The sequence below is a fragment of the Bradyrhizobium sp. B039 genome (assembly GCF_038965675.1).
GTDB classification, from domain to species: domain Bacteria; phylum Pseudomonadota; class Alphaproteobacteria; order Rhizobiales; family Xanthobacteraceae; genus Bradyrhizobium; species Bradyrhizobium diazoefficiens.
The window spans coordinates 7,619,550-7,641,778 of sequence record NZ_CP152416.1; the positions used below are offsets into that span (position 1 = coordinate 7,619,550).

18 protein-coding genes and 2 pseudogenes are annotated in these 22,229 nt (G+C 58.6%); 4 read left to right on the plus strand and 16 right to left on the minus strand.

The window, feature by feature from the left end; translation table 11 throughout:
• Positions 1-50 precede the first annotated feature (50 nt).
• The gene (locus tag AAFG50_RS36045) at positions 51-1,220 is read right to left on the minus strand and encodes a Tm-1-like ATP-binding domain-containing protein (protein ID WP_018645263.1); all 1,170 of its coding nucleotides are present in this window, start codon (positions 1,218-1,220) and stop codon (positions 51-53) included.
• An 800-nt stretch (positions 1,221-2,020) separates the two neighbouring features.
• On the opposite strand from AAFG50_RS36045, the gene AAFG50_RS36050 reads away from it, so the two are divergent.
• Positions 2,021-2,527, plus strand: coding sequence for a hypothetical protein (locus AAFG50_RS36050; RefSeq protein ID WP_018645264.1), 507 nt, complete (start codon positions 2,021-2,023; stop codon positions 2,525-2,527).
• Between the two features lie 4 nt (positions 2,528-2,531).
• Here AAFG50_RS36050 and AAFG50_RS36055 read toward each other — a convergent pair whose 3' ends face one another.
• From AAFG50_RS36055 to AAFG50_RS36090, 8 genes are all read right to left on the minus strand, one after another.
• Positions 2,532-4,211, minus strand: coding sequence for a phosphoenolpyruvate hydrolase family protein (locus AAFG50_RS36055; protein WP_231166590.1), 1,680 nt, complete (start codon positions 4,209-4,211; stop codon positions 2,532-2,534).
• A 133-nt stretch (positions 4,212-4,344) separates the two neighbouring features.
• Complete coding sequence (ugpC, locus tag AAFG50_RS36060; protein ID WP_018645265.1) at positions 4,345-5,457, minus strand: sn-glycerol-3-phosphate ABC transporter ATP-binding protein UgpC; 1,113 nt, start codon at positions 5,455-5,457, stop codon at positions 4,345-4,347.
• Entirely contained in the window at positions 5,457-6,284 is an 828-nt protein-coding gene (locus AAFG50_RS36065) for an HAD-IIA family hydrolase (RefSeq protein ID WP_028175941.1), read from the minus strand. The genes ugpC and AAFG50_RS36065 overlap by 1 nt, the downstream gene beginning before the upstream one ends.
• The gene (locus AAFG50_RS36070; RefSeq protein ID WP_011084698.1) at positions 6,277-7,047 is read right to left on the minus strand and encodes an SDR family oxidoreductase; all 771 of its coding nucleotides are present in this window, start codon (positions 7,045-7,047) and stop codon (positions 6,277-6,279) included. The genes AAFG50_RS36065 and AAFG50_RS36070 overlap by 8 nt, the downstream gene beginning before the upstream one ends.
• Positions 7,044-7,967 carry a ribokinase gene (locus AAFG50_RS36075; protein WP_020607991.1) on the minus strand — a complete coding sequence of 308 codons (924 nt, stop codon included), beginning with the start codon at positions 7,965-7,967 and terminating at the stop codon, positions 7,044-7,046. Before AAFG50_RS36075 ends, AAFG50_RS36070 begins: the two co-directional genes overlap by 4 nt.
• 14 nt (positions 7,968-7,981) lie before the next feature.
• Positions 7,982-8,842, minus strand: coding sequence for a carbohydrate ABC transporter permease (locus tag AAFG50_RS36080; protein ID WP_011084696.1), 861 nt, complete (start codon positions 8,840-8,842; stop codon positions 7,982-7,984).
• A gap of 12 nt (positions 8,843-8,854) precedes the next feature.
• The gene (locus AAFG50_RS36085) at positions 8,855-9,817 is read right to left on the minus strand and encodes a sugar ABC transporter permease (protein WP_011084695.1); all 963 of its coding nucleotides are present in this window, start codon (positions 9,815-9,817) and stop codon (positions 8,855-8,857) included.
• Between the two features lie 69 nt (positions 9,818-9,886).
• Positions 9,887-11,272, minus strand: coding sequence for a sugar ABC transporter substrate-binding protein (locus tag AAFG50_RS36090; protein WP_011084694.1), 1,386 nt, complete (start codon positions 11,270-11,272; stop codon positions 9,887-9,889).
• A gap of 358 nt (positions 11,273-11,630) precedes the next feature.
• Here AAFG50_RS36090 and AAFG50_RS36095 point away from each other — a divergent pair, with 358 nt between their 5' ends.
• Complete coding sequence (locus AAFG50_RS36095; RefSeq protein ID WP_161966258.1) at positions 11,631-11,849, plus strand: hypothetical protein; 219 nt, start codon at positions 11,631-11,633, stop codon at positions 11,847-11,849.
• 74 nt (positions 11,850-11,923) lie between these two features.
• On the opposite strand, the pseudogene AAFG50_RS36100 reads toward AAFG50_RS36095, so the two are convergent.
• From AAFG50_RS36100 to AAFG50_RS36115, 4 genes and pseudogenes are all read right to left on the minus strand, one after another.
• Positions 11,924-12,149 (minus strand): annotated as a pseudogene (locus tag AAFG50_RS36100) (IS5/IS1182 family transposase); the annotation flags it as partial.
• A gap of 79 nt (positions 12,150-12,228) precedes the next feature.
• The gene (locus AAFG50_RS36105; protein ID WP_026312353.1) at positions 12,229-12,591 is read right to left on the minus strand and encodes a Wadjet anti-phage system protein JetD domain-containing protein; all 363 of its coding nucleotides are present in this window, start codon (positions 12,589-12,591) and stop codon (positions 12,229-12,231) included.
• Complete coding sequence (locus AAFG50_RS36110; RefSeq protein ID WP_014497905.1) at positions 12,588-12,932, minus strand: hypothetical protein; 345 nt, start codon at positions 12,930-12,932, stop codon at positions 12,588-12,590. The genes AAFG50_RS36105 and AAFG50_RS36110 overlap by 4 nt, the downstream gene beginning before the upstream one ends.
• A gap of 557 nt (positions 12,933-13,489) precedes the next feature.
• Positions 13,490-13,660: a hypothetical protein gene (locus AAFG50_RS36115; protein ID WP_014497906.1), complete on the minus strand. Its 171-nt coding sequence runs from the start codon at positions 13,658-13,660 to the stop codon at positions 13,490-13,492.
• A gap of 36 nt (positions 13,661-13,696) precedes the next feature.
• Here AAFG50_RS36115 and AAFG50_RS36120 point away from each other — a divergent pair, with 36 nt between their 5' ends.
• The gene (locus AAFG50_RS36120; protein WP_269465757.1) at positions 13,697-14,071 is read left to right on the plus strand and encodes a di-heme-cytochrome C peroxidase; all 375 of its coding nucleotides are present in this window, start codon (positions 13,697-13,699) and stop codon (positions 14,069-14,071) included.
• 684 nt (positions 14,072-14,755) lie between these two features.
• Here the strand turns inward: AAFG50_RS36120 and rpoN are convergent.
• Positions 14,756-16,210 carry an RNA polymerase factor sigma-54 gene (gene rpoN / locus AAFG50_RS36125; RefSeq protein WP_011084688.1) on the minus strand — a complete coding sequence of 485 codons (1,455 nt, stop codon included), beginning with the start codon at positions 16,208-16,210 and terminating at the stop codon, positions 14,756-14,758.
• Positions 16,211-17,492: 1,282 nt separating this feature from the next.
• On the opposite strand from rpoN, the pseudogene AAFG50_RS36130 reads away from it, so the two are divergent.
• A pseudogene (locus AAFG50_RS36130) lies at positions 17,493-17,681 on the plus strand (hypothetical protein); the annotation flags it as partial.
• 822 nt (positions 17,682-18,503) lie between these two features.
• On the opposite strand, the gene AAFG50_RS36135 reads toward AAFG50_RS36130, so the two are convergent.
• Together AAFG50_RS36135 and AAFG50_RS36140 are read right to left on the minus strand one after the other, a co-directional pair.
• Entirely contained in the window at positions 18,504-19,289 is a 786-nt protein-coding gene (locus AAFG50_RS36135) for a LuxR family transcriptional regulator (protein ID WP_018645272.1), read from the minus strand.
• A gap of 1,100 nt (positions 19,290-20,389) precedes the next feature.
• Positions 20,390-21,004, minus strand: a complete 615-nt coding sequence (locus AAFG50_RS36140) for a J domain-containing protein (RefSeq protein ID WP_011084684.1) — start codon at positions 21,002-21,004, stop codon at positions 20,390-20,392.
• Positions 21,005-22,229: the final 1,225 nt, after the last annotated feature.

Here is a 22,229-nt window from a genome sequence, read left to right on the forward strand (position 1 = left end):
CCTTTCCAGCCTCAACTTGAGCTGTGATCTTTGCGAGTATTTCGGCCCGATCAAACATCCGCAACTGATGAACCTCCTGGTGTCAATTGTTCGACGATCCACGATGCGGCCGCCTCCGCAAATTCCGGATCATTGATGTGACAATCCAGCTCGCGGGCGATGATCGATCGCGGCAGATGTCGCCTGACCGCGTCGAACCAGGCCCTATCGGCTTCAGGGTTTCGAAAGATGCCGCCGTCCCGGTCATAGTCAGAGACCCCCTTGACCGGCCACAGAACGAGGGCGGGCGCCTTTGCTTGCGAAAGGCGCTCGGCTGTGAGCCTGCCTATGCGCTCATTCTCCGAGACGGTCGTACGCATGAGCGTCGTGAAGGGGGTATGCGAATAGAATTGGCGCTCCTTGAACTCGGCAGGCACGCTCGAGGGAGGGCCAAAATTTACCATATCGACGGCCCCCGGGGCGATGAGCTGCGGAATCATGCGGCGAGATGCTGCTTTGAGCCGACCCGGACCCGCACTAGCGGTGCCGCCGACAAGCTCGTCAGCGAGCTCGGTTGTGGTCAGATCGAGCACCGCATCGAACTCGCCGGCGGACACGAGCTGCTCCATCTTGCGGCCCCCGGCGCCATTGGCCGGAAAGACAATCGCGTCGATGCCTGCCTCTGCCAGCCGCGCGACACAGCGATTTGCCGCCGGCGTCGTGACCCCAAAGGCCGTGATCGCAACCGTCTTCTTCTTCCGCCGATCCTGAGCGGGCACATAGCGCATCGCCGCAATGGCCCGCCCCGCATTGTCCAGAACGCGTTCGGTGAACGCGTTGATCCCGAAAAGATCGACCAGGGTCGGATAGAGGATGATGTCGTTGTGGAGGGCCAATTCGGCCAGGAGGGCTGGCCTCGCGCTGCTCACCAGTAGCTTCGGGAATCCATACGGCAAATCCGATACAACTTCACCGAAGACCGCGCTGCCTTTGCCGCCCGCCACGCCGACGATGGCGTCGATCGCACCTGATCGGAGGAGCTCCTTGACCTCTTCACGCGCGCTTGCAGCTATTTCCCGCAAGACCTCGGCGGGTGAAACCACGCGTGCATCGCTGCTGTTCCTCCGGTTTGATGTGCCTACATCAATCGTAAGAGTCTTGCGGCCCCACTGTTCGATGACGCGCGCGAGATAAGCGGTTTCGCGGCCCTTTGTGTCCAGGGTTGCGACGATCGCGGCCATGCCCGCAGGATCGCACCGCTGACCATCCCGGATCGACCTTTCGTCGTCCGCGTAATGGTGAGACACGATCTTCCTCCTGGACGCTTCTGGACACCTGGAGGTCTAGATCGGAGTGAAATGGCCCATAAGCCCGGATACGAGCGCGATTGGGTAAAGTTGGGTAGCTGCCAAGCGGCCATAGCAGCAGCCGCTTCATCCTGAGCGCCACCGTGACGAGGGAAGCCGCCTCTCCCCTTTGCAAGGAGGCGAGCGTCAGCTGGCGGAGCTTTGTGGTTTGGGCCGCCCGCATCGTCGGCGCGCTCCGAGACAAAAAGATGCCGCTGCCGGAATCTTCCAGCAGCGGCGCGAGTCAGGGAGGAAGCAGACGAGCCGGTCTGCTAGCGGATCCGTAGGACGCAGCGATAGCTCGCCCGGAATTTTCTACCCGAGACGCTTCACGGGCCCTTTTTCAGAACGAGCCGAACTCGGGCAGCATCGGCAAATCGTATCCGGCTCACAGCAAGGCGCGGAGAGGCTACTCAAGCAAGAACGGCTATGACGGCGTTAGCGTTCATCGCATCCAGCCGAGCCCGGCTCCCCCGCCGAAGAAAGACATGACATTGCTCCCCCAAAGATCGACGAGTGGTGGTCTAGACCTCGATGGAATGGCGTGTAAGATCGGCGAAAGGTTCAAATGGGTAGGATTGGGTAGAACCGTGAGAGCCAATGTCTTTGGTCGCCTTGCCGCAAGTCTCCCCTCGCCTCGCGGTGATCAGATAACGATCTATGCGCCGTCACTGCGGACTCTTCCGCAGAATGCCATGCTCGTCATGGCTACACTTCCTGTCATCGACTGGAACGACTGCCTCGTGCGGGACTTGCACGCGAGCCCCAAGGCGCCCCCTTGCTGCTATGCGGCCGTCGTCATGATCGATCCCTTTGCCTGCTGGGAAGATCTCGGAGATCTGTTACAGGATGCAAAGATGACCGGAGTGACGAATTTTCCGCCAGCCTGCATGATTGAACGGACATCGGCAGGAGTGCCGCTCGATCGCGGTCAGGAGCTCGAGCTTCGCCGTATGGAGTGGTTTGCAAGGCGCGGGTTCAAAGTCCTGTTTATCGCGGCGGACGAGGCAAAGATGACAGCAGCGGAGCAACGGCTTGGTTCGCAGCTGGATGGGGCCGTCTATCTGCGACCCGAGGCGCTTGCGCTGCCGATTGGATCGGATATCGGGCTCGTAAGCCTTGGCTCTCATGGATCGTCGTCGGTACCGAGGTTCTCCCTGGAGCAGGCCGCCACGGCCAAGCAGCCGCTACGACGGGCATGAGGCCTTATTCGAGGATCCGCAGTTTCTTGATTTTATTGTAGAGGGTTTTGCGCGAAAGCCCGAGAGAGCGAGCAGTCTTGCCGCGGTGAAGCCGGTTTCTCTTCAAGCCCTCGATGATCCAGTCTCGCTCGGACAGCGAGGCCGCGGGCCGTGCGCCAAAAGGTGGCTCCAACAACGGCTTTAGCACCTCACCGGTGATGTGACTTGATGGCAAGGTCACGAGCTGGTTCACGACCTGCCGCAACTCGCGCAAATTGCCTGGCCAATCGTGCCCGGCGAGCGCAAGGAATGCAGAGTTTTCTATCGTGAGCGTCTGGGCGCTGGAATCTCCTTTGGCTTCGACGGTGAAGTGTTGAACGAGTTGCGGCAGATCTTCAAGCCTGTCGGGTAGCGAAGGCAATTGGACATCCAGCCCGGTAAAAAGGTCGAGAAGCCGCGCGCACAGAACCGTTTCAAGACCAGCGCCTCGGGCCACGGTCGCGGTGGCAATGATCCGGGCGTTGGAACGCATGACAGTTACCCCGTTCAGAGGGGTAAATCCGCCTGTCTCGAGGTAATCGGCAAGGCGCTCCTGTCCATCGCGCGAAAGTTGGTCGACATGCAATAGCACGACGGCACCGTCACTCGACGCCTCCAGGAGTGACAATTGGCGTCTGCCGCTCTCAAGACGCTCGGCGCCGAACAACGGGCCAAGTATATCCATCGCCGGACCGGGGCGGCAATGAAACAACGCCGTTTTGGCGTGCCTGCGGTCGCTAAACGCGTGAACCAGGGTTGCTATTCTACGCTTGCCAGAGCCGGCCTCCCCCCAGATGAGGACCGGGCGGGGGGTCGCCGCAACGCGTCTGGTGATCTCAAGGATGCGCTTCATTGCCGAGGACTGCGCGATCACGCCGTGCCTGAAACCACTCAACTGCAGCTGCCGTTCGAGTAGATCCACCTTCTCGCGCAACAGGTGGATGGTCTTGAAGCCCGACGTCACCTCGAGGACCGACATCTCCAGAGGCACGCGGTCCAGCGAAGAGCCTCCGATGAAACCCTGGATTCCGGTCTCGCGGCAGATGTCGAGGAGTTCGTCCGGCTTCGTAATGGGGCCGCCCCCAAGCAGGCAGATGGTGCTCTTGTTGACGGATTGAGCAACGCGCGCAACGGCGCTCGTACGCGCTGCAAGTTCAGACAGGCTGACCGACGGATCGGCTCCGCTTTCAATCGCGCGGTTTAGATTGAAGTTGATGCAAATGGCCTCGGCGCCCGCTTCGACCATTCGACGCGCCTCGGATTGACTGCGCGTATAGGCAATTGTCATCAGGCCGCGTTTTGCAGCTTTCACGAGGAGCTCGATTTCCCGGGAGTAACCAAGACCACACTTCTCGAGCAATGACCTGCGCTCATCGTCGATGTGTATGACCGATGGGAAGTTGGTCACGCCGGCAAATCCCCATTTGATGATCCGATCGAGCCAACGATCAACATCGAGCTCGGGGTCGAATGTACAGGTGCCGAAGAAGACCGGCAGTTTCGTGCTGGGCAGAATTTCGGTCCGTCCGAAGCTTGCCACGAATTCGTTACTATTGCGGATTGGGAGGATCGAGGCAGGCGAGGCCCCACCCATGGCACGAAAACGGCCCGCATTGAGCGCGAGCACGAAATCGGCCCCCGCCCGCTCGGCGGCTCTGGCGGTCATGCCCGACCCGATCCCCGCACCAAGGACAAACGAACGGGAATTGCGGAAGAACTGCCTGATACCGGCTCCCTTCACCTCAGCCGTCCGCCTGTCGATCCTGAGCCGCGCATCATCGCACGGCTCTACGTGAAGACTAGCTCCAACTCGCAGGTGCGTGCAACCGCCATACCGCCTTTCCATTGCCCATGAACAAGTGGCAATCGGCTGGAGCGGCGGTGAGGGTGAACTTGGAGGCGCCTTTGGGCCAACCGGAGTGTGGCGCCCTGGCGACGAGAGCTTCGTTTCCGGCATTACCGTAGATGTACGTGACGCTGCCGAGATGCTCGACGAAATCGACCCCAAGTTCAATCGAGATCTCCTGCTGCCCGGGCATTGACGAGGAGAAGTCGTCCGGGCGAATTCCAACAGTGACCGGCTTGCCAACCAGCATCTGGTCCGGCTGGACCGGAACGGAGATCGTGGGCCCGGCGTCCAACCGGACATCCATGCCATGTTCATGAGCTGCTTCGACCTTGCCGCCCAGGAAGTTCATCTTGGGCGAGCCGATGAATCCTGCAACAAAGCGCGAAGCGGGATTGTGATACAGATCGTGCGGGCTGCCGACCTGTTCGATGTTGCCGTCCTTGAGTACCACGATCTTGTCAGCCATGGTCATCGCCTCCACCTGGTCATGCGTCACGTAGATCATGGTATTTCCGAGCTGCTTGTGGAGCTTGGCGATCTGAACCCGCATCTGCACGCGCAAATCGGTGTCCAGGTTGGAGAGCGGCTCATCGAACAGGAAAACTTTTGGTTCTCGCATGATGGCGCGCCCGATTGCGACGCGCTGGCGTTGCCCTCCTGAAAGTTGTCGAGGCTTGCGCTCCAATAGATGGTCGATCTGCAATAGCGATGCTGTTTTGGCTATCTTGGCGGCGATCGCGGCTTTCCCGGCTTTGGCCATGCGCAGGGGAAAGGCCAGGTTCTCTTTCACCGTCATATGCGGATAGAGAGCGTAGCTTTGAAAGACCATGCCGAGGTTGCGATCGGCCGCATCGATGTCGTTGACGAGCTCATTGTCGATGAGGAGCCGCCCACCGCTGATGGGCTCGAGCCCGCCAATCATGCGCAGAAGCGTGGATTTGCCCGACCCGGACGGACCAACAAAGACGACAAATTCGCCGTGATCGATAGTCAGGTCGATATTACGCAGGATCTCGATTGTCCCAAAAGTCTTCTTGAGGCCCTCCAGGCGAACGTCGGCCATTATGCCCTCCTCTGTCGCGGTTGAGCCGCGCGAGCAGCACTCACCTCAATCTCGCGCAAGCTCGATACGATGAAGTCGGGAGCCATCAAGGACGGATCCTGACGCGTTGGCACGCCGGTTGTAACAAGCACCGTGGCAAGACCCGCCCTCTTTCCGGCTTGAATATCAGTAGGAACTTGATCTCCGATCATGATGGTCGACCCGCGCTTCGTACCGAGGCGTGAGAGCGCTGTCTCGATCATCGGCACTTGCGGCTTTCCAACGATCGAAGGCTGCACTTGCGTAGCAGCGGCCACAGCTGCAATGGTCGCACCAGCGCCAGGTTCGAACCCGCTGGCCGTCGGCAGCAGAAGATCGGGATTGGTTCCTATGAACACAGCTCCATTGAGGATCGACTCAACCGCAATTCGCAGCTTCTCATGCGTGATGTCCCGGTCAAGCCCCATCACGACGGCTTCGGGCGCTCGGTTCGTGACCTCCAGCCCAACATCTCGCATGGCCGTCACAAGCGAGGAAGCTCCGATGACATAGATTCGCGTTAGGTGCGGATAATTGGTTCGAACGAGTTCTGCGGCGGTGATAGCGCTTGTAACGACCTGAGACGGTGCGATCGAAAGACCAGATCCTCTCAGCCTGCCGACGACGTCCTCCGGGGTATGCGTTGAATTGTTCGTCGCAAAGCAGAATGGCACGCCTGCTTTCTGCCATCTCGTAAACGCCTCTATGGCATCCGCTATTGCGGTGCCGCCACGATAAACGACGCCATCCAGATCGGAGATAATCCCTTCTATCGGCGGCCAGTTGATCTTAGAGCTGAGGCTAACCATTCATCAGCATCCCACCATTCACATGGACAATCTGCCCGGTCATGTAGGAAGCTGCGGGGCTGGCCAGGAACACCGCAAGCCCTGCGATATCTTCCGGCAGTCCGACCCGGCCCAGCGGAATTCGGCCACTATGGCGCGCTTCGGTTTCCTCCCGCGGACGCCCGTGCAAGGGTGTATCGATAATCCCGGGAGCAATCGCGTTGACGTTGATCTTGAACGGAGCACATTCATAAGCGAGCAGCTTTGTCACATCGTGCACGATGGCTTTTGACAAGCAATAGTCGGCACCGCCAGCCTGGTAGTTGAAAACAGCACCTTGAGATGACAACGAGGACCCGACATTGACGATGCGGCCGCCTTTGCTCTTCATGAAGCGCTCGATCGCCAGCTTCGCGCAACGAAGCACTGCGACGGAATTGATCTGGATGGTTTTTTCGATTCGATCGGCATTTCCGGTCAGAAGCGCCTGAGCCGATTTTATTCCGGCGTTGTTGATCAGGACATCGAGCCTGCCGAAGCGCTTGGCGATCTCATCAAGCACCCTGCCGACATCATCTTCTCGTGACACATCCATGCTCATCGGCAGGATGCCATTGCCGTGCGGCAAACGAGTCAGAATGACTCGCAGGTTTTCCAAATTCGCGTCGGTTGCCAGGACGTTCGCACCGCCTTGACGGAAAGCATTAGCTATGGCTGAGCCAATGCCTCCACCTGCACCGGTCACAAGCACGGTCCTGTCTGCAACTGAGAACTGTTCGGTCATTCCAACTCCAAGATCGATTGAGAATTCAGAAATTCGTCGACGGCCCAACTGCTAGGCATCGATCTTTGGGCGCCGCGTCGCGTCACACATAAGGCGGCAACCGCGAGCGCCTTTTTGATCGCTTCTCGTATCGGCAACCGATGAGCAAGAGAGGCTGCGAAAGCTCCATTAAAGGCATCCCCCGCCGCGGTCGTATCAACGACCTTCACAGGAAATGCGCGGAGCGCGAAAGTCGCGCTGGCATCGGCGTAGTAGGCTCCCTGCGCACCTAGCGTGATCAGCGCTGCCTTCGGCCCGAGATCGAGAAGCTTTCCAGCCGCATGAGCGGCGCCGTCGAAGTCATGCACCTCGACACCGGTGAGCTCGAAAGCTTCCGTCTGGTTTGGTGTGACGAAATCGACACTCCTCCACGCCGCGGGCGACAGGCCCGCCCTCACGGGGGCCGGATTGAAAATAAGATCGAATTCCTTGACGCTCTTCAATGCAAAAAGGTGATTGAGCGCGGGGACCGGCATGCCCATTTCGGCAACGACGATTGCGTCCCGCTCAATGAATTCGGCCGCCTTCTCGACCATGCTCGGAGTGACATTTGCATTGGCTCCCGGGTCTATGACAATCATGTTGGAGCCGTCGTCGCCGACGAGGACAAGAGCAGAACCGGATATCTCCCCCGGGCATACCTCAATGGCATCAAGGCGGACACCTGCCTCACGCAGCGCTTGCAGCAACGATCGGCCAGCGTCATCATCGCCAAGCCGGGTGTAGAAGCTCGGCCGAAGCCCCAATCGAGCGGCGGCGACCGCCTGATTTGCGCCCTTGCCTCCCGCATTCTGCTTTAAGCTTCCCATCAGGCTTTCACCCGGCGTTGGAAGCCGCTCGACGTTGAAGCAGAGGTCAAGATTGGTCGTTCCGAAGAACATCAATGGTCTGGGGCTCATTTCACGGCCCCGAAGGTAAGGCCACGTTCGAGATGACGCTGGCCAAGGATAATCAGGACGATCGGCACAATCATGGTCACCACCAAACCCGCAGCCATGACCGGATAGAACTGAACGCCTGGATTAAGCAGCTTGAGCAGGGCCACGGTGACCGGTGCTTTCGTCGAACTGAGGATCAGGCCGAGAGCGAAATTGTGCCAGGCAAGCAAGAAAATGAGCAATGAAGCGCCGATTAGGCCGGGCTTTAGAAGCGGAAGAACGATGTGCCAGACTACACGGAACGGCTTTGCACCATCCATGGCCGCCGCCTCCTCAATGTCCTTTGGGATGTCCTCGATATATGATCGGCTTAGCCAGATGATCATTGGCAGCGTGACGACCTGATAAACCCAGATCATGCCGAGATAAGTGTCATAAAGGCCAACTGTTTGGAACACGCTGAACAGCGGTATAACGACAAGGAGTGCCGGCGCGAAGCGGAAGCCCAGAATGAAGAACGCGATGTCCTCCTTCCTAGGGATATCACGTCTTGCCAAGACGTAACCTGCGGGTACGCCGGCGATCAGCGATACGAGCACCGCGCCAAGCGATATCACGACGCTATTGGCGACCGGCGTCAGGAAATCAACCTTGATGGTGCCGTAGCTTGTCGCCCCGGCCTGGGCGGCATCGAACAAAACGCGGAAGTTTTCAAATGTTGGAGTGAAGACAAAGCGCGGCGGCAAGGTCATGACCTCGGCCTGCTGCTTCAGCGACATCATCACGATCCAGACCAGGGGAAATGTCAGGATGAGCGTACAGACAACAACCAGTCCATTAAGGAACAAGCTTGCGGGCGTTAAGCGTTTGAAGCGCATTGCCAGCCTCCTCTAGCTTACGCGCTGCCGAACCAACCGCCACAATTTTACCATGGCCAAGGTCCCGAGAAGCACGATCAACCAGTTGACAACCATGAGCGCGGCACCACGCCCGAAGGCGAGGTTTTGAAAGGCTGTGATGTAGGCGCGAACCGAGAGCACGGAGGTACTGTCACCTGGACCGCCCTGGGTTGTTCCGAAGATGATATCGAACTGATTGAGCGACTCGATCAGCCGAAAGACTGCGGCGATCAGGATATACGGTGCAATAAGTGGAAGCTCAATATGGAGGAACGTCGCCCAACCCTTAGCGCCATTGATCCGCGCGGCTTCTCTGATCTCCTCGTTAATGCCCTGCAAACCGGCGAAGATGATGAGCGCAAAAAATGGTGTGTAAGTCCATATGTCGATGAGAACTAGCGAGAACATCGCCGTACCGGCGTCCGAAATCCAGGCGAAGCGGCCGATCCCGACGAGCGAAAGCAAATAGTTCAGAATCCCGTTTTGTGGATCCATCATTGTGGTCCACATCAGGGCGACGCTCATGGGCGGCAATACCAACGGAAGGAGAATGACAGGCCGCATCAATTGTGCAAGAAACACGCGGCTTGCGAACAATTTGGCGAGCGCAAGCCCAGAGAACGCTTCCGCGAGGACCGCGGAGCAGGCATACACCGTGGTCGCCCGCATGCTGTTCCAGAAATCTTGAGTCTTGATTGCCACTTCATAGTTGGTGACCCCAATGAAACGAACCAGGGGACGGCCAAACTTGAGATCGGTCAGCGATTGGAAGACGCCATAGAAAAACAGAAAAAGAAATCCGAGCAGTATGATGATCGCGGGAGCAATCGCAGCAAGGCTCCACCAGTCAAGAGCATGCTGCCCGGCGCTTTGCACCTGCTCTTTTTTGGGCGGTGCCAGTTGGCCTACCGATGATTGTAGCATCACGGTTGCGTCGATGCCTCGAAGGTTCATCGCTCACTTCTCGAAAGATACGCGGGGGTAGTGGAGGCGGCAATCCGGTGATGCCGCTCCCCGGTTGCCTTACATGGAGGAGCGAATCTCGGAGGCGAGGTCGGCCAATGTCGCCTTCACGTCCGCACCATTAACCATCTTCTGCATGGCAACTGCCCAGGCGTTCATGGCCTCGGCAAACCCTACGCGCGGCGTAAAGGCGAGCGCAGCCCGGTCCTGAACACTCTTGAAGGTATCCACGAAATTTGTGAATTCCGGTTTAGCCGCATAGTCGAGCCAAACCTTGTCGCTCCAGGTCGAAGCGCGCGGCGAGTTGACGAGCTTGCCGGCGATGGCACCGTTCAGCTCGACCTGCTTTGACGTCGCCCACTGAATGAAGAGCCAGGCCGCTCCCTTTTTCTGGGAAGCAGCATTCATGGCCAGGGACCAGATCCAGATGTTCGATTCGAAAGTCTTGCCGTTCGGAGCTCGCAGTGGCGGAGCGAAGGCAATCTTGCCCGAAGCGGGCTTGCCGGCAACATCGTTCCAGAACCCGAACATGTTAGAATCGATCGCCATCGCTGTCCGACCCGAATTGATGCCATCGACCACTTGGTACCAGTTGTCGTTGGCAAAGGATGGGGCAGCACACCTCTTGATCATCTCCACGTAGTCTTTGTGGAAGGCGATCGACTCGGGAGAATTGAGACCGGTTTCCAACTTGCCGTCCTTGACGACGAAGTCGTGTACACCATAGGACTTGGCGATTGAGATCGCGGCCGTGTGGATGCTGCTCCAAAAGCGCACTCCTCGCACACCCAGGGGCGTGATCGCGGGATCGGCAGATTTTAGCTTTTCGCATGCCGCCGACATTTCCGGCGGGGTTGTCGGAACCTTGATACCGTGTTTGTCAAGAATGTCCTTACGGTAGAACAATTGGATGTTTTCGAACCCGTGCGGGATGGCCCACACCTGACCCCGGCCCGGTTCGATCTGCCCGCCATTGACTTGCCAAGTCAGCGCGTCACGCAATGCGGGGAAGAAGTCCTTGTAGTCATAGCTTGCCGATGTGAGCTTAGGGTCGTTCAGATAGCGGTCGAGCGGCTCAAGCAGTTGACCGGGCGCAAGATCCCAAGCCGGTTGAATTCCTGTGCCGACGACATCCCACGAGGGCGATTTTGTGCTCAGCTGGATGGTCAGCTTATTCCAATAGGCATCGTCCGGATAAAGCTCGGGCGTCACCTTGATGCCCGTCAACTTCTCGAACTCAGGAAGCTGTGCTGCAACCGCGTCAGCATATGGATGGATGTCGTAAGCCCAAACGATCGAAGCGCCCTCGAACTGGCGCCAGTTGATATCCTCCGCTTTGGCCTGGCCGAAAGATGCGGCCGCACCGGACAAGAGAGTTGAGCAAATCAGAGCGGCTTTGACGAAATGGTAAGAATGGCCGCGCGGTGCGGCTAGCGTCCTTGGCATTGGTCCCTCCTCTGGGCTCTTCGGCCCTCAAGTTCACGTGCCTGTCGTCTTCCAGGGCCGCGAGTGTTGGTAACGCTAGCCGTGATTTTCCGCCCTTATGCACCCATTCAGATCGAAGTTGGGTATTTTTGGGTAAGTCAAGAAAACAGCGTTACAGCAGCCGTTGCAAAAGCCATGGGGAGATGATCAATGCAGGCCCATGTTCAGACCCCGCGCAGCCAGCCTACAAACGAGGGCCGAGCCGGGCCAACCGCCCGAGCTGATGCATAGTAGCTCGTTCGAATCCCTCTGTTAATCTCACCTTGCGGCACGGACGCCTCGATCTTGTTCTTGATTGTGCTGCTTTTAAGAGGGACGAGTGCTTGATGCATTGCCGCAACCTTTCTCGATCCGCAAACAATCTGGTCTCTCAACCCGCCATATTGCAGGACGAAGCTCGAGCGCGACCGCGAGCATCAGCAACAAGGCGTTGCGGATTAGGCCCAACGAAAGCCTCAGCCAGGCTGAGGGTGAGGCGGAGATTGTGGTCGACGGCGGTGAAGGCGATGTTGGCGGCGTCCCCCTCCCGGCCCTTTGAGATGGCAGCGACCGAGATGCCCGTCGCTCTTCATGTGGCCATTCACGGCTCGATGACTGAGAGGCGCCTGAGCCGATGCGCAGATAAGATTGCCGCAACTTAAGGCCGCACTCGCGGGCCAGCCGATTGGTTAATCGCCGCATATTCCAGCTTGGCATCGGTCGGGAGGTGATGGTCTTGGGCTGAACGGTGGTCTCCACCGTCGCTGCTTGAGATCGCGCGTCCGCAACGCGCCGGTCTCATGCGCCCCCTCAAGCTCTCGGCCAGCAAGAGCTCCAGCTTGTCACCGAGCCGCTTACGTCAATGGCCAAGCGTGCCCGTTACGCAAGCTGGCGCCCTCGTCAGTCCGAACGCCTACGTGGGCGTAGGAAGAATCGGATCAAGCTCCTCCTGCTCGAGGATCTTGGATCCATCTTTGGCCAAGTATGCCGCCAGTGAAGCGATGCCGGAGTTTGGTGGGCAACGAGCGGGTGCGGACTTTTTGGTCGGCGCCCGCCCCGAGATGCGGCAGGATCGGTCGTCCGACGGCGCGCTCCATCGTGTGGAATATCCAGGTGCCGTCCGGATCGATATCCGACCAGTGAAAGATCGGGGTTTGTTCGGACACCATTGCCGAGATCGTGCGCAGGGCCTGTTGGCTGGCAAGCGAGGGATACCCGCCAACATACAGCGTAGCACCCAGTCGAGCGGCGTCGGCCTCGGCGACGTGCCTGTTGAAGCTTGCCAAGTTTTCGATCGTCAAAACATACGCCGGCGGCTCCCGGAAGCGGACATGATCTGCCTCCTTAGGCGCGATCCCGAGATGAGCGGAGTGGCTCCGGAGAGATCGGCCCCAAGAAGATCGATCTTACCCGCGATCAGCAGCGGCGGGGCAAAGCGTTCCAGCCCGATCGCCCGCAGTGCCTCGCGGGGCCGCGCGCCCGGAGGAAACTCGAGGACGCCACTCAGGAGCCGAACCACGACGCCTTCAACGCGTTCCAGCGTCTTGCTGTGCCTCACCGTCCGTCGCGAGAAGGTCTTATAGTCCACGTCGAGATGCTTGTTGTCCAGGATGGCCTGGGCGAGATCGAAGGCGTGGCGCAACGTATCGACATCGGACGAAGCGACCCGCGGGCTACCGCTCCCGGTCGATCAACGACGGATCGACTGGTGCGCGCATCCGCACCTGAAGCGGTGGTTCGATCTGGTCAAGGCAGGCCGGGCGTGATCCGCGCGCAGCGGCGTTCATCGAACCATGATCGCCGCCCGGCGCGACCCTAACGATCAGCTGGCCGGCGTATGGTAGCCTTTCGGTTGCCATGCGCGACCCTTGAGGCGATCCATGGCCATGATCGAGTCCGCCGCCCCATCCGCGCCGCAAGTCCAGCGACATGGCTCGATCTTTGACTGTAGGAGGCGCTTCATCCAGAATAAGAGTTTAGGACTTTGGTTCTTTGAATGCCTTCTTCTTCAAGGCGGATAAATAATTTCCTCGAACTCTTGGACGAGATTTACCGGCCAAGCGCATTTCTAGCGTCACAACAAGTTCCTCAAATTTTTTGCGTGTTGCGCCCGCCAGAGGTCGTTGCCGATAATAGCTGTACAGGCGCTCGGTTATGACAGCTGTCACCCACCGTGGCGTATCTTCCGATTCGTAAAACTCACTTATCCTGGTTATAGCTAGGGAACGAGTCGATCTCGAGCAACATGAAAGAGCAGAGCAGCGTGCGAATTGCAGATGTCTTCTCGCTGCGTATCTGCTCATCGATAAAATCAACCAGCTTTTCGCTTCCAAGGCTTTGATAGGCGATCTCGGCAACGATGGTCGGCATGACATGCTTGATCGTACCCTCGATGAACCTAAATAGCTGGGACAGCTTTTCACTCAGTACCGGGCGCGACCATTGGACGGTGTTTGGGCAACAGCTCCTTATCTGCACAACGGGTCTGTTCCGACCCTGAGAGACATGCTGGTGCCGCACGCCAAGCGGCCGATGTCGTTTTGCGTAGGCAGCCGTGCGTTCGACCCGGTCAACGTCGGGCTCGCGACGAAAGCACAGTCGTCCGAAAGCTGTGCGGCCGGTCTGACGAACTTCGATGTGTCGCTGCTTGGGAACAGCAATCGCGGACATTCTTTCGAGGGTAAGGAAACCGACTTAAGGAAACTGCCGCCCGGCATCATCGGACCAGAGTTGACCGACGCCGAACGGCGAGCGCTTGTCGAATATCTCAAGACTCTATGAGCGATGGCGTTCGACGCCGACTTGTGTGCCGGCGTCGCTAGCTTCCGCCGAGTTCGAATGCGCCTCGTCAGAACACGTGCCATTCGGCAGATTGTCCCTGCTCAGCCAGGTCATGTGTCCCTCCTGCCGGGACGTCGTCGATTGTCTTGAAGCCGCCATGAGCTCGCCGGTCCTAAGCAGCCCCGACTTGGCGCAATCCTGACGATCCCGCCCAACCGCACTTGGCGATGCTGGGCGCGGCTACAGTTGCGCACTCGAAAACCTGTTCATTTTCCAAAATCTGGGCGCTCCAAGTGTAGTTTTTACAACATTTAGCGCCGAGCTATTATGGTTAAGCCAATAATTCGCCCTACAACCTTGTTGTGCAGCGTAGCAACGAACCGGAAAGTTATCGCGGAAGAGGTGGTGGCGATCATTGGCGTGCGAGATCAGCCGGCTGCTACCGATCGGGGCCGTATATCGGCCGACAATAAGCCAAGGCGAGGACTTGGGAGGAATAAGAGCTTGGCGCCGACGGAGCCTCTGAAAACGCTCGCCCCTCTTAGACGGCAGTCGGCCTATACTACCTCTCCTCAAATGCCGCGCCAGAAGCTTCCTTCCATCACCATCAACAATCTCGCTCCAAAGGCCCGCTTTCAGAGACCTCCAAAGCTACGCTTCCGGATTAAATCGACAGCTGGGGGTTTATTTATCGAGGCCAGTTCCGCCCGATGCTCTACTGTTCATCGTTGACCACATATTGTCGCGGCGGCGCTGCACCGAGGACCGAATGCGCATGGCTTCGCGGTACTTCGCGACCGTGCGGCGGGCAATATCAATGCCCGAGACTCGCAGGCGCTCAACGATCGCGTCATCGGACAGAACCGCTGACGGCTCTTCGGATTCGATCAGCTGCTTGATGCGGTGACGCACCGCTTCAGCGGAATGCGCCTCACCGCCATCCGCCGAAGGGATCGATGCCGTGAAGAAATATTTCAACTCGAATGTGCCGCGATTTGTTGCCATGTATTTGTTGGCGGTGACGCGCGACACCGTGGATTCATGCATCTGGATGGCCTCGGCAACGGCCTTTAGATTCAGCGGCCGCAAATGCGCAACACCAAGGGTAAAGAAGCCGTCCTGCTGACGCACGATCTCGGTCGCAACTTTCAGGATGGTGCGGGCGCGCTGGTCGAGCGCGCGCACCAGCCAGGTCGCGTTCTGCAGCGCGTCGTTGAAGTAGGACTTATCGACGTCCTTGCCGATCTTCTTCGACAGCTTGGAATAATAGGTCTGGTTGACCAGCACGCGCGGCAAGGTGTCGCTGTTGAGCTCGACATGCCAGCCGCCATCAGGAGCCGGACGGACATAGACGTCGGGTACCATCGTCTGCAGCCGCGCCGACCCGAACTTCATGCCCGGCTTGGGACTGAGCCGGCGGAGCTCGTCGATCATGTCGGCGATGTCCTCGTCGTCGACGCCGCAGAGCTTGCGCAAGCTCGCGATGTCGCGCTTGGCGAGGAGATCGAGATGCTCGACGAGGGCCTGCATCGCCGGATCGTATCTATCGAGCTCGCGGAGCTGGATCGCCAGGCACTCGCGCAAGTTACGCGCACAGACGCCGGGCGGATCGAACTCCTGCAGGACGGCAAGAACGTGCTCGACATCCTCCTGCGTTGCGCCGAGCCGCTCGGCGGCCTGGCCGAGATCCGGCGGCAGATAGCCGGCTTCGTCGACGAGATCGATCAGATACTGCCCGATCATGCGCTGCGCCGGCGCGGTGAATGCGACCGACAGTTGTTCGGCCAGGTGGTCGGACAATGTTGTCTCGGACGCGACAAACGCTTCGAGATTGTAGTCTTCGTCACCCGAGCCGCCGCCACCCCATTCGGTATAGGTGGTCATGGCGCCATCCCGGGCGTCGCGCACTTGGGCCTCGGCCAGCTGATCGCCGCTGACCTGATCGACCTCAGTCGGGGCTTCGGCCCCAGCTGCATCGTCACTGGCACGCTCGAGCAGCGGATTACACTCCAGCTCTTCCTCCACGAAGGTCATGAGGTCGAGATTAGATAATTGCAGCAGCTTGATCGCCTGCATCAGCTGCGGCGACATGACCAGCGACTGGGATTGCCGGAACTCTAATCTTTGCGTGAGCGCCATGAAGCAAGAACCGTTACTGAAGTTGGTCTGCGTTTTGCTCATCTAGTCAGGAGCTGATCTAAGCGCTTTGATGTCGCGCAAAAGCGGATGCGAGGTGAGATGAAGGCAGCGAACAACGGAATCCGACACTCAGTCGGAGCTCCCTCGTCAATCCCCATTGTGCGCGAGATGAGAGGACTAGGAATTCGGATGCGGCACTGTGACGCGAGGGCATCAACAAACAGGACAGCTTCCCGTGGCGATACTCCTATCAAGGACTTGCAGTCCCCGGCAGTTTCGGTGAGTTCTGCGCGTAGCCGCGATCCTCCACCCTCCCGCAGGAGCGCCGGCAACAGCTGCGCGGGGCTCAGGATCAGTGCCTGCCGCCACTCAGACAGTCCCTCGCTGTCGAGCCTTGCTGCACGCTCGAATTAGCGCGAACTTCGAAGCCGATCGTGGAAGGAAGTTGCCCAAACGAATTGGCACTAGGGCTGGCAGTCGAAAATAGTTGAGGTAGCGGGTTGAACCGGCCGCAAGATCGCTATTGCGTCAAACGCGATTGCGAGGCGATCACCATTCAGCTGCCCAACGCCTGCCGCTTGTTGGCCGCTAGCGTCTGCCCCATGTGCGTCGAGAAGAGTCTCTTGTCCGGGTTGCTGACGCAAATCGGCAGAAGTTCGAATAGCGGGCATATATTGGCCTGCTCTTCGGCTTATCCTGCCGAAAGTTCCAACGTATTCGGGATGACGAATCTGGGGCCTCTGACGCATCAAATCTGGGACAGTTAGTTTCCTCCGCTTGGCCGCTGAGCGGGACGATCTTGTCGGTTTGGTCGAGAGCCCTGCGCCAGTCGCCTTGCTTGCAGCGGCCGGCCGACATACTCGCTCCGCGAGAGGCGTCCGCACGCGCGAGACCGCCATGATGTTCCTACGACCTCGAGCAACATTTCATCGCTGGCCAGCGGGGTCTTGCCAGCGCGTTGGCCCACTCCTCGCCATATCGGTGCTGCCGGTGAAGCCTGCCGCCTCCCCAAACAACACCTCTCCGAAGCTTCGGTGGGATGCCGCCCCCAATCACTCGCCTCAGTGGCATCTGAGCTGCGGCGAAACGACAAGAAGAATTCGCGCTCTTGGTACAACTCACCGGGTCGCAGAGGCAAGCTCCCGAGCCGAACCCCGGCTCATCGCCCGCGTCGTCGTACCTGCCATTCGCGCTCCCGCTGCCTCTGCGCCGATGGTAGCACCATACACCGCGCTGTAGAACACCGCAGCGGAAGTTGGCGCCGCGACATCTTATTCCGGCTACCGACGCAATTGAGCGGCCGCGTGAGGAGTTCGAGCGACGGATCAAGATCAAGACCGTTTGCCATCAGCGGCCGCCGCGGCAATGCCGTCCTGGCCTGCTCACCCCCGGCCAGATCAACATGCGCAAGGTCGACGGCTGGAGACCCCTCACCACAAATCCTTCGATAGGTAACTTGGGACGCGCCTAGTTGTGGGGCGCGCACCATAGCCACAATGCAATGCGCATCGCGATTGAACTCGCTGCGCACGGGCAGGTAGCTTCATGTTAGTGGAAATCGCGCCGACATTGCCGCAGCTGGCAAGCCTCGATTGCACAACGCGAAGCATCAACTTCTCGATAAGGGCCGCGCTGCCGCTCAGGTGAAGGGCCTGGCTTCAGCGATCACGGCTTCGTCCAGCGGCAAGCCCCTGCCATAGGGACGAACCAGCTTTCGCGGGCGGTCGCATCGAGCAGCGGCACCTCAGTTGCCTGATTGATATGGCCGGGACGGCCGGCTGGCGCAGCCTCGAGAGCCTCGAGACGGTTGGTGGCGAGAATGAAGATGTTGTCATTGTTGCTTCAACCCGTTCATTGCGTTGAGCAGCCTGTTTAGCAACACTTACTTGCAAAAACCTATAACAGCGCGATTCCTGGCAAACAGATCGACATCCTCGATCTGAAACGGATGGAACTTCATATCAATAGCGCCGGGATCGCGTGGTCGGTATGACAAAGCATGCGATTTACCGCCTAGGACCTGCATTGTCCGAACTAGGAAATCCAGCCTCAGGCGAGTCTGACGCAGCGAAACTTGCATGAAGCGCCGACGCCCCTAGGTCCACGCCAGCCACTGATAAACACCGGACACGCGCGCCGGATGCGCTTGCCCCGTCATCTGGTTTGAGCCAATTCCGTTGAAGTACATCGTTGAATCCACTAGAGATCGGCTATCCCGACCGCAGCAGATGAATCGCAAAGGAAGAGCCCGCCGACGCAGGGTCCTTGATCGTTCCTTTGAAGGCGTACGGAGCTAAATGATGCCGCGCCGGGTTGCTTTGGCTACAGCATTTGTCCGGTTTGCCGCCCCTAGCTTTCTGATGACGTTCTTCATGTGGAAATTGACGGTATTATCAGTGACGTTAACAAGTTGCCCGATTACCCAGGCTGACTTCCCCTCTGCGACCCAGTATAGGCACTCTGTTTCTCGCGGTGTTAGCGGAATGTCTGTCTCGCAACTCTCATCAAGCGGCGGTGTAATCTGCGCGACAGCGTTGTGAAACGCCGACGCCAATGTCGTGAGATGAGCCATGCGATCCTGTGGATCGGCATCATCGAAAGGAGATGCAAACGATACGAAAGCCGATCGGCCTTGCGATCCAAACAATGGCACGCTCATGCCATGCTTAAGGCCTGCTTCTTTGGCCTCGCGTAAGACGCGCAGCTCACGGGGCTGCAGTTCATATCGACTGGTTAGTTCATCCCAAAGAAAGGGCCTTGGCAGCATTGCTGTCCGCCGGACCACCGGGTCGATCGCTTGATATTCTTGTTCAGCATAGCGTTGGCACCAATCAGACGGGAAGTTTATAGTTGGCGGGGGCGGTAGATACTCTGGCAAACGACGCTCATTGGAGCAGGAGAGTGCTCCGTAGGCGACTTTATCAAAGCCTTCATTGCTCGCGAAATTCACAAGAAGATCGAACAGCGCTGCGATTGATCTTGTCTGTATAGCGCACTCGATGAAGCTGAATAGGTCGGGCCCGCGGCTTTCCCGTCTGCTTGAAGCGAGTGGCATTTTGCCGTGCGACTGGTCATCCATTTTCTATTTCCGTTTGCTTACACAGATGTTGGCTTTGCTTCTTGCAGCTGAAAGCTCGCGCGCGAAAGGAAAGCGCCGGCCCAGAACTGTTTCACACGGTCCCAGCACGCTCCGAGAAGATAATCGGAGCGACTTGACGCACGCTGGCAGGTCGAGCCAAAGCGAAGCTGACTTTGTTCGCTGCTGACCGGTCGGGCTGCTCTCCGAGGTGCCAGTGCCCCAGTCTCTCGAAAGAACGGCTGGCAAATCATGCAACGATTGCGGCGGACACGGTCAGCACTTCTCGTAAGAACATGCCGGCATCTCGAGCGCCACCGCAAAGGAGCGAGGTCGGCATGGAACTGTTCGCAGCTCGGCACACCACACCCGGACGGGTCCAGCGCCCTCAGGTGCTTGCGCATTTTGGGCCACCACCCGCGGACATCAACAAATGGCTGCTTGACGAGGACGACAGCGTGCATGCGATCCTCAGGACTTTCCAAGAACCACCGATGCGCACAGCAATTCTCGCACCACTCGCCGATCGGAGAACTTGCCCCCATAATAGGGGCACTCGCAGAAAGATGGTCTCCTCTGGTTGAGCGGATGTGACATACGTCGAACATGCGACAACGTCTCATGCGCGACACAGAATTTGATATAGATCAAGAGCGTGATTAAAGGCCTGCCGTCTCACCTGCATTGACGGGGCGCGAATGGCACTCCCTGAGTGCCATCTTAACGCGCGAGGCAAGTCCAGTACCAACCTTCCTGCGGGCAGCGGAGCAGCAGTTTAGTGTGGCTCTGCTTTTCGAGCAGTCGAGGACGGCACTTTCGAACTTTCGCTGTGGCTCGCCTTTGCGAACTTCCCATCGGCGTCGTGAAGACTTGCCCCCTCCTTGCAAACCCGAGGAGAGAGCGAATGAACGAGGAAAGAAACAAAGGCTCGTTGTTGATCGGTCCGGGAGCAGGTTGATAGAACTCCTTGTGGCGTGGCGGAAATGTTGCGCCTCTCGGGCCTAGGGTCTGAAGCGGGTTACACGCCAGCTCGGGTGCAGCCTTCACACGATGAAGGGCTATGGAATGGCGGGTGAGGTGAAGCCGTTCAAGTCGTGTCCGGGTTAGCTCTCCCGCACCACGGTCTTCAGGTAATGGTAGGCCTTGATGATCTCGACCAGGCGCTGCTCCGTAGAGCGGTCGCCGCCATTGGCATCGGGGTGGTGCCTCTTGACCATCGCCCTGTACCTCGCCTTGATATCTCCGAGCGTCGCATCGACATTCAGGCCCATCACCTGCAACGCTTTCCGCTTGGCATTGAAAAGCTTGCGCGTCTCAGGCCTGGCCTCCGCGCGGGCGCGTCCCTTCAGCTCAGCGAGCATGCAAAAAGCATCGCAGTCGTCCTCGGAATGGGCCGGGCTGCCGGTCATCTTGCGGGCGCTGATGGGCTCGCCGATTTTCCAAGTTGGACGATGGCCCGTCAGCGCGTCATTCTGGTAGCGCGCGATCGCTTCGGCGTCCATCCCGGAGAAGAAATTGTAGGACTGATTGTATTCGCGAGCATGCTCGATGCAGAAGTGCCAATATTCGCGCGCATTGTGGCGGCCCTTTGGCGCGGGATGGGTTGCCTTGTTCTGGCAATCAGGCCATTCGCATCGCACCGCGGTCCGGCGCTCCTCCTGCGCTTCCTGCTTGTTGATGCGAATGGAGGCGAAGAATTTGGATGTGTCGCTCAGCATGACTTGGCTCCGTTGGGCGGAGCGGCAGTAAGCAGCGCCGCTTCTAAGCTAGAGAATTGGTTTCGACGGCAAGTTGGATCTGACTCGGCCTTTGCGTCTAGTTCAGTGCATGGTGTAGCAAGCACTTCCCAGCAATCGACATGCCAGGACTCGCGCGCTTGGTTCAGACAATCATCTCTTTGCGATCTCAGATCGATTCAATTGCAATGTGCTGTCGGGCTCTGCACATCGAGGTCTTGAACGGGACCGGGTGAATACGAACAAAGCGGGAGCTATGCAGGAATCTGGCTGATGACGCGCTTAGGGAAGCAGCGGAGCAACGCGGATGGTGAATTTGCGAGAACTTCTCGACGAGGCGATATGGCCAGAATGAGACTATCAACATCCTGCCCTTCGCTCAGCCGCCTGCGGTTGATCATGCGTGCTACAAATTCTGCGCAACAGAGCGCGTGTTCTGCTCGCCCGGTGCCGCGACGGAATCGTTCCAGAGACGCCGGCGAGATGAAGCGGCCAAGGATGGCCGCGCAACACCGCAAAAGCTATCGGCGCAATCGAGGCGGCCGGGCCCAAGGTGAGGACCGGGCGCGCGACTCTCGCCGGTTGGATCCGCTTCACGTACTTGATTTTGCCAGCCGAGCGCGGCGACCAGGAGCTTTGATCCCCTGCTTAGCCGGGCCGTATGTTGACTCGCGATTTCAGGAGGCACGATCGGCCCTGCTGGAAAGGATGCGGCGAATCTTTTGCTATTAGCGATTTTTGGGGCCTGAACAATCGATCGCGGGGCAAATACGTGCGCCGCAGCACAAGTCCGCCGGCGATCAAAGAGAGCCCGAGCTGGTTCTGAGCGGCAAGAAGAAGGCCATGGAGGGTCTCAACGGCGCCCAGCCGGCGCGGTCGCGGAGCATGCACTCGACATCTTTACTGCGAGCGCACCAAATATGTGCGTGGCCGCGATTACCGGACAAGGATCGCCGATATAAAGCCTATTGGCTTTCTGTGTCTTGCCGGCCGAGCACCAGCAGAGAACCACAATCCGAGCGAGAGCATCCGCCGCGGTACGGCACACGAACATGCGAGCCAGGAACCGTTGTCGGCCACCAACCGTATTAGATTGTGCAAGCTGAGCAAGCGTGAGACGTTGGGATGACCGAAGAGCCACAATCAGTTGCCGAGATCATCGCGGCGTCAGAGTGCCGACAGTATTTGAGCCCGTCCCAAACAGGCA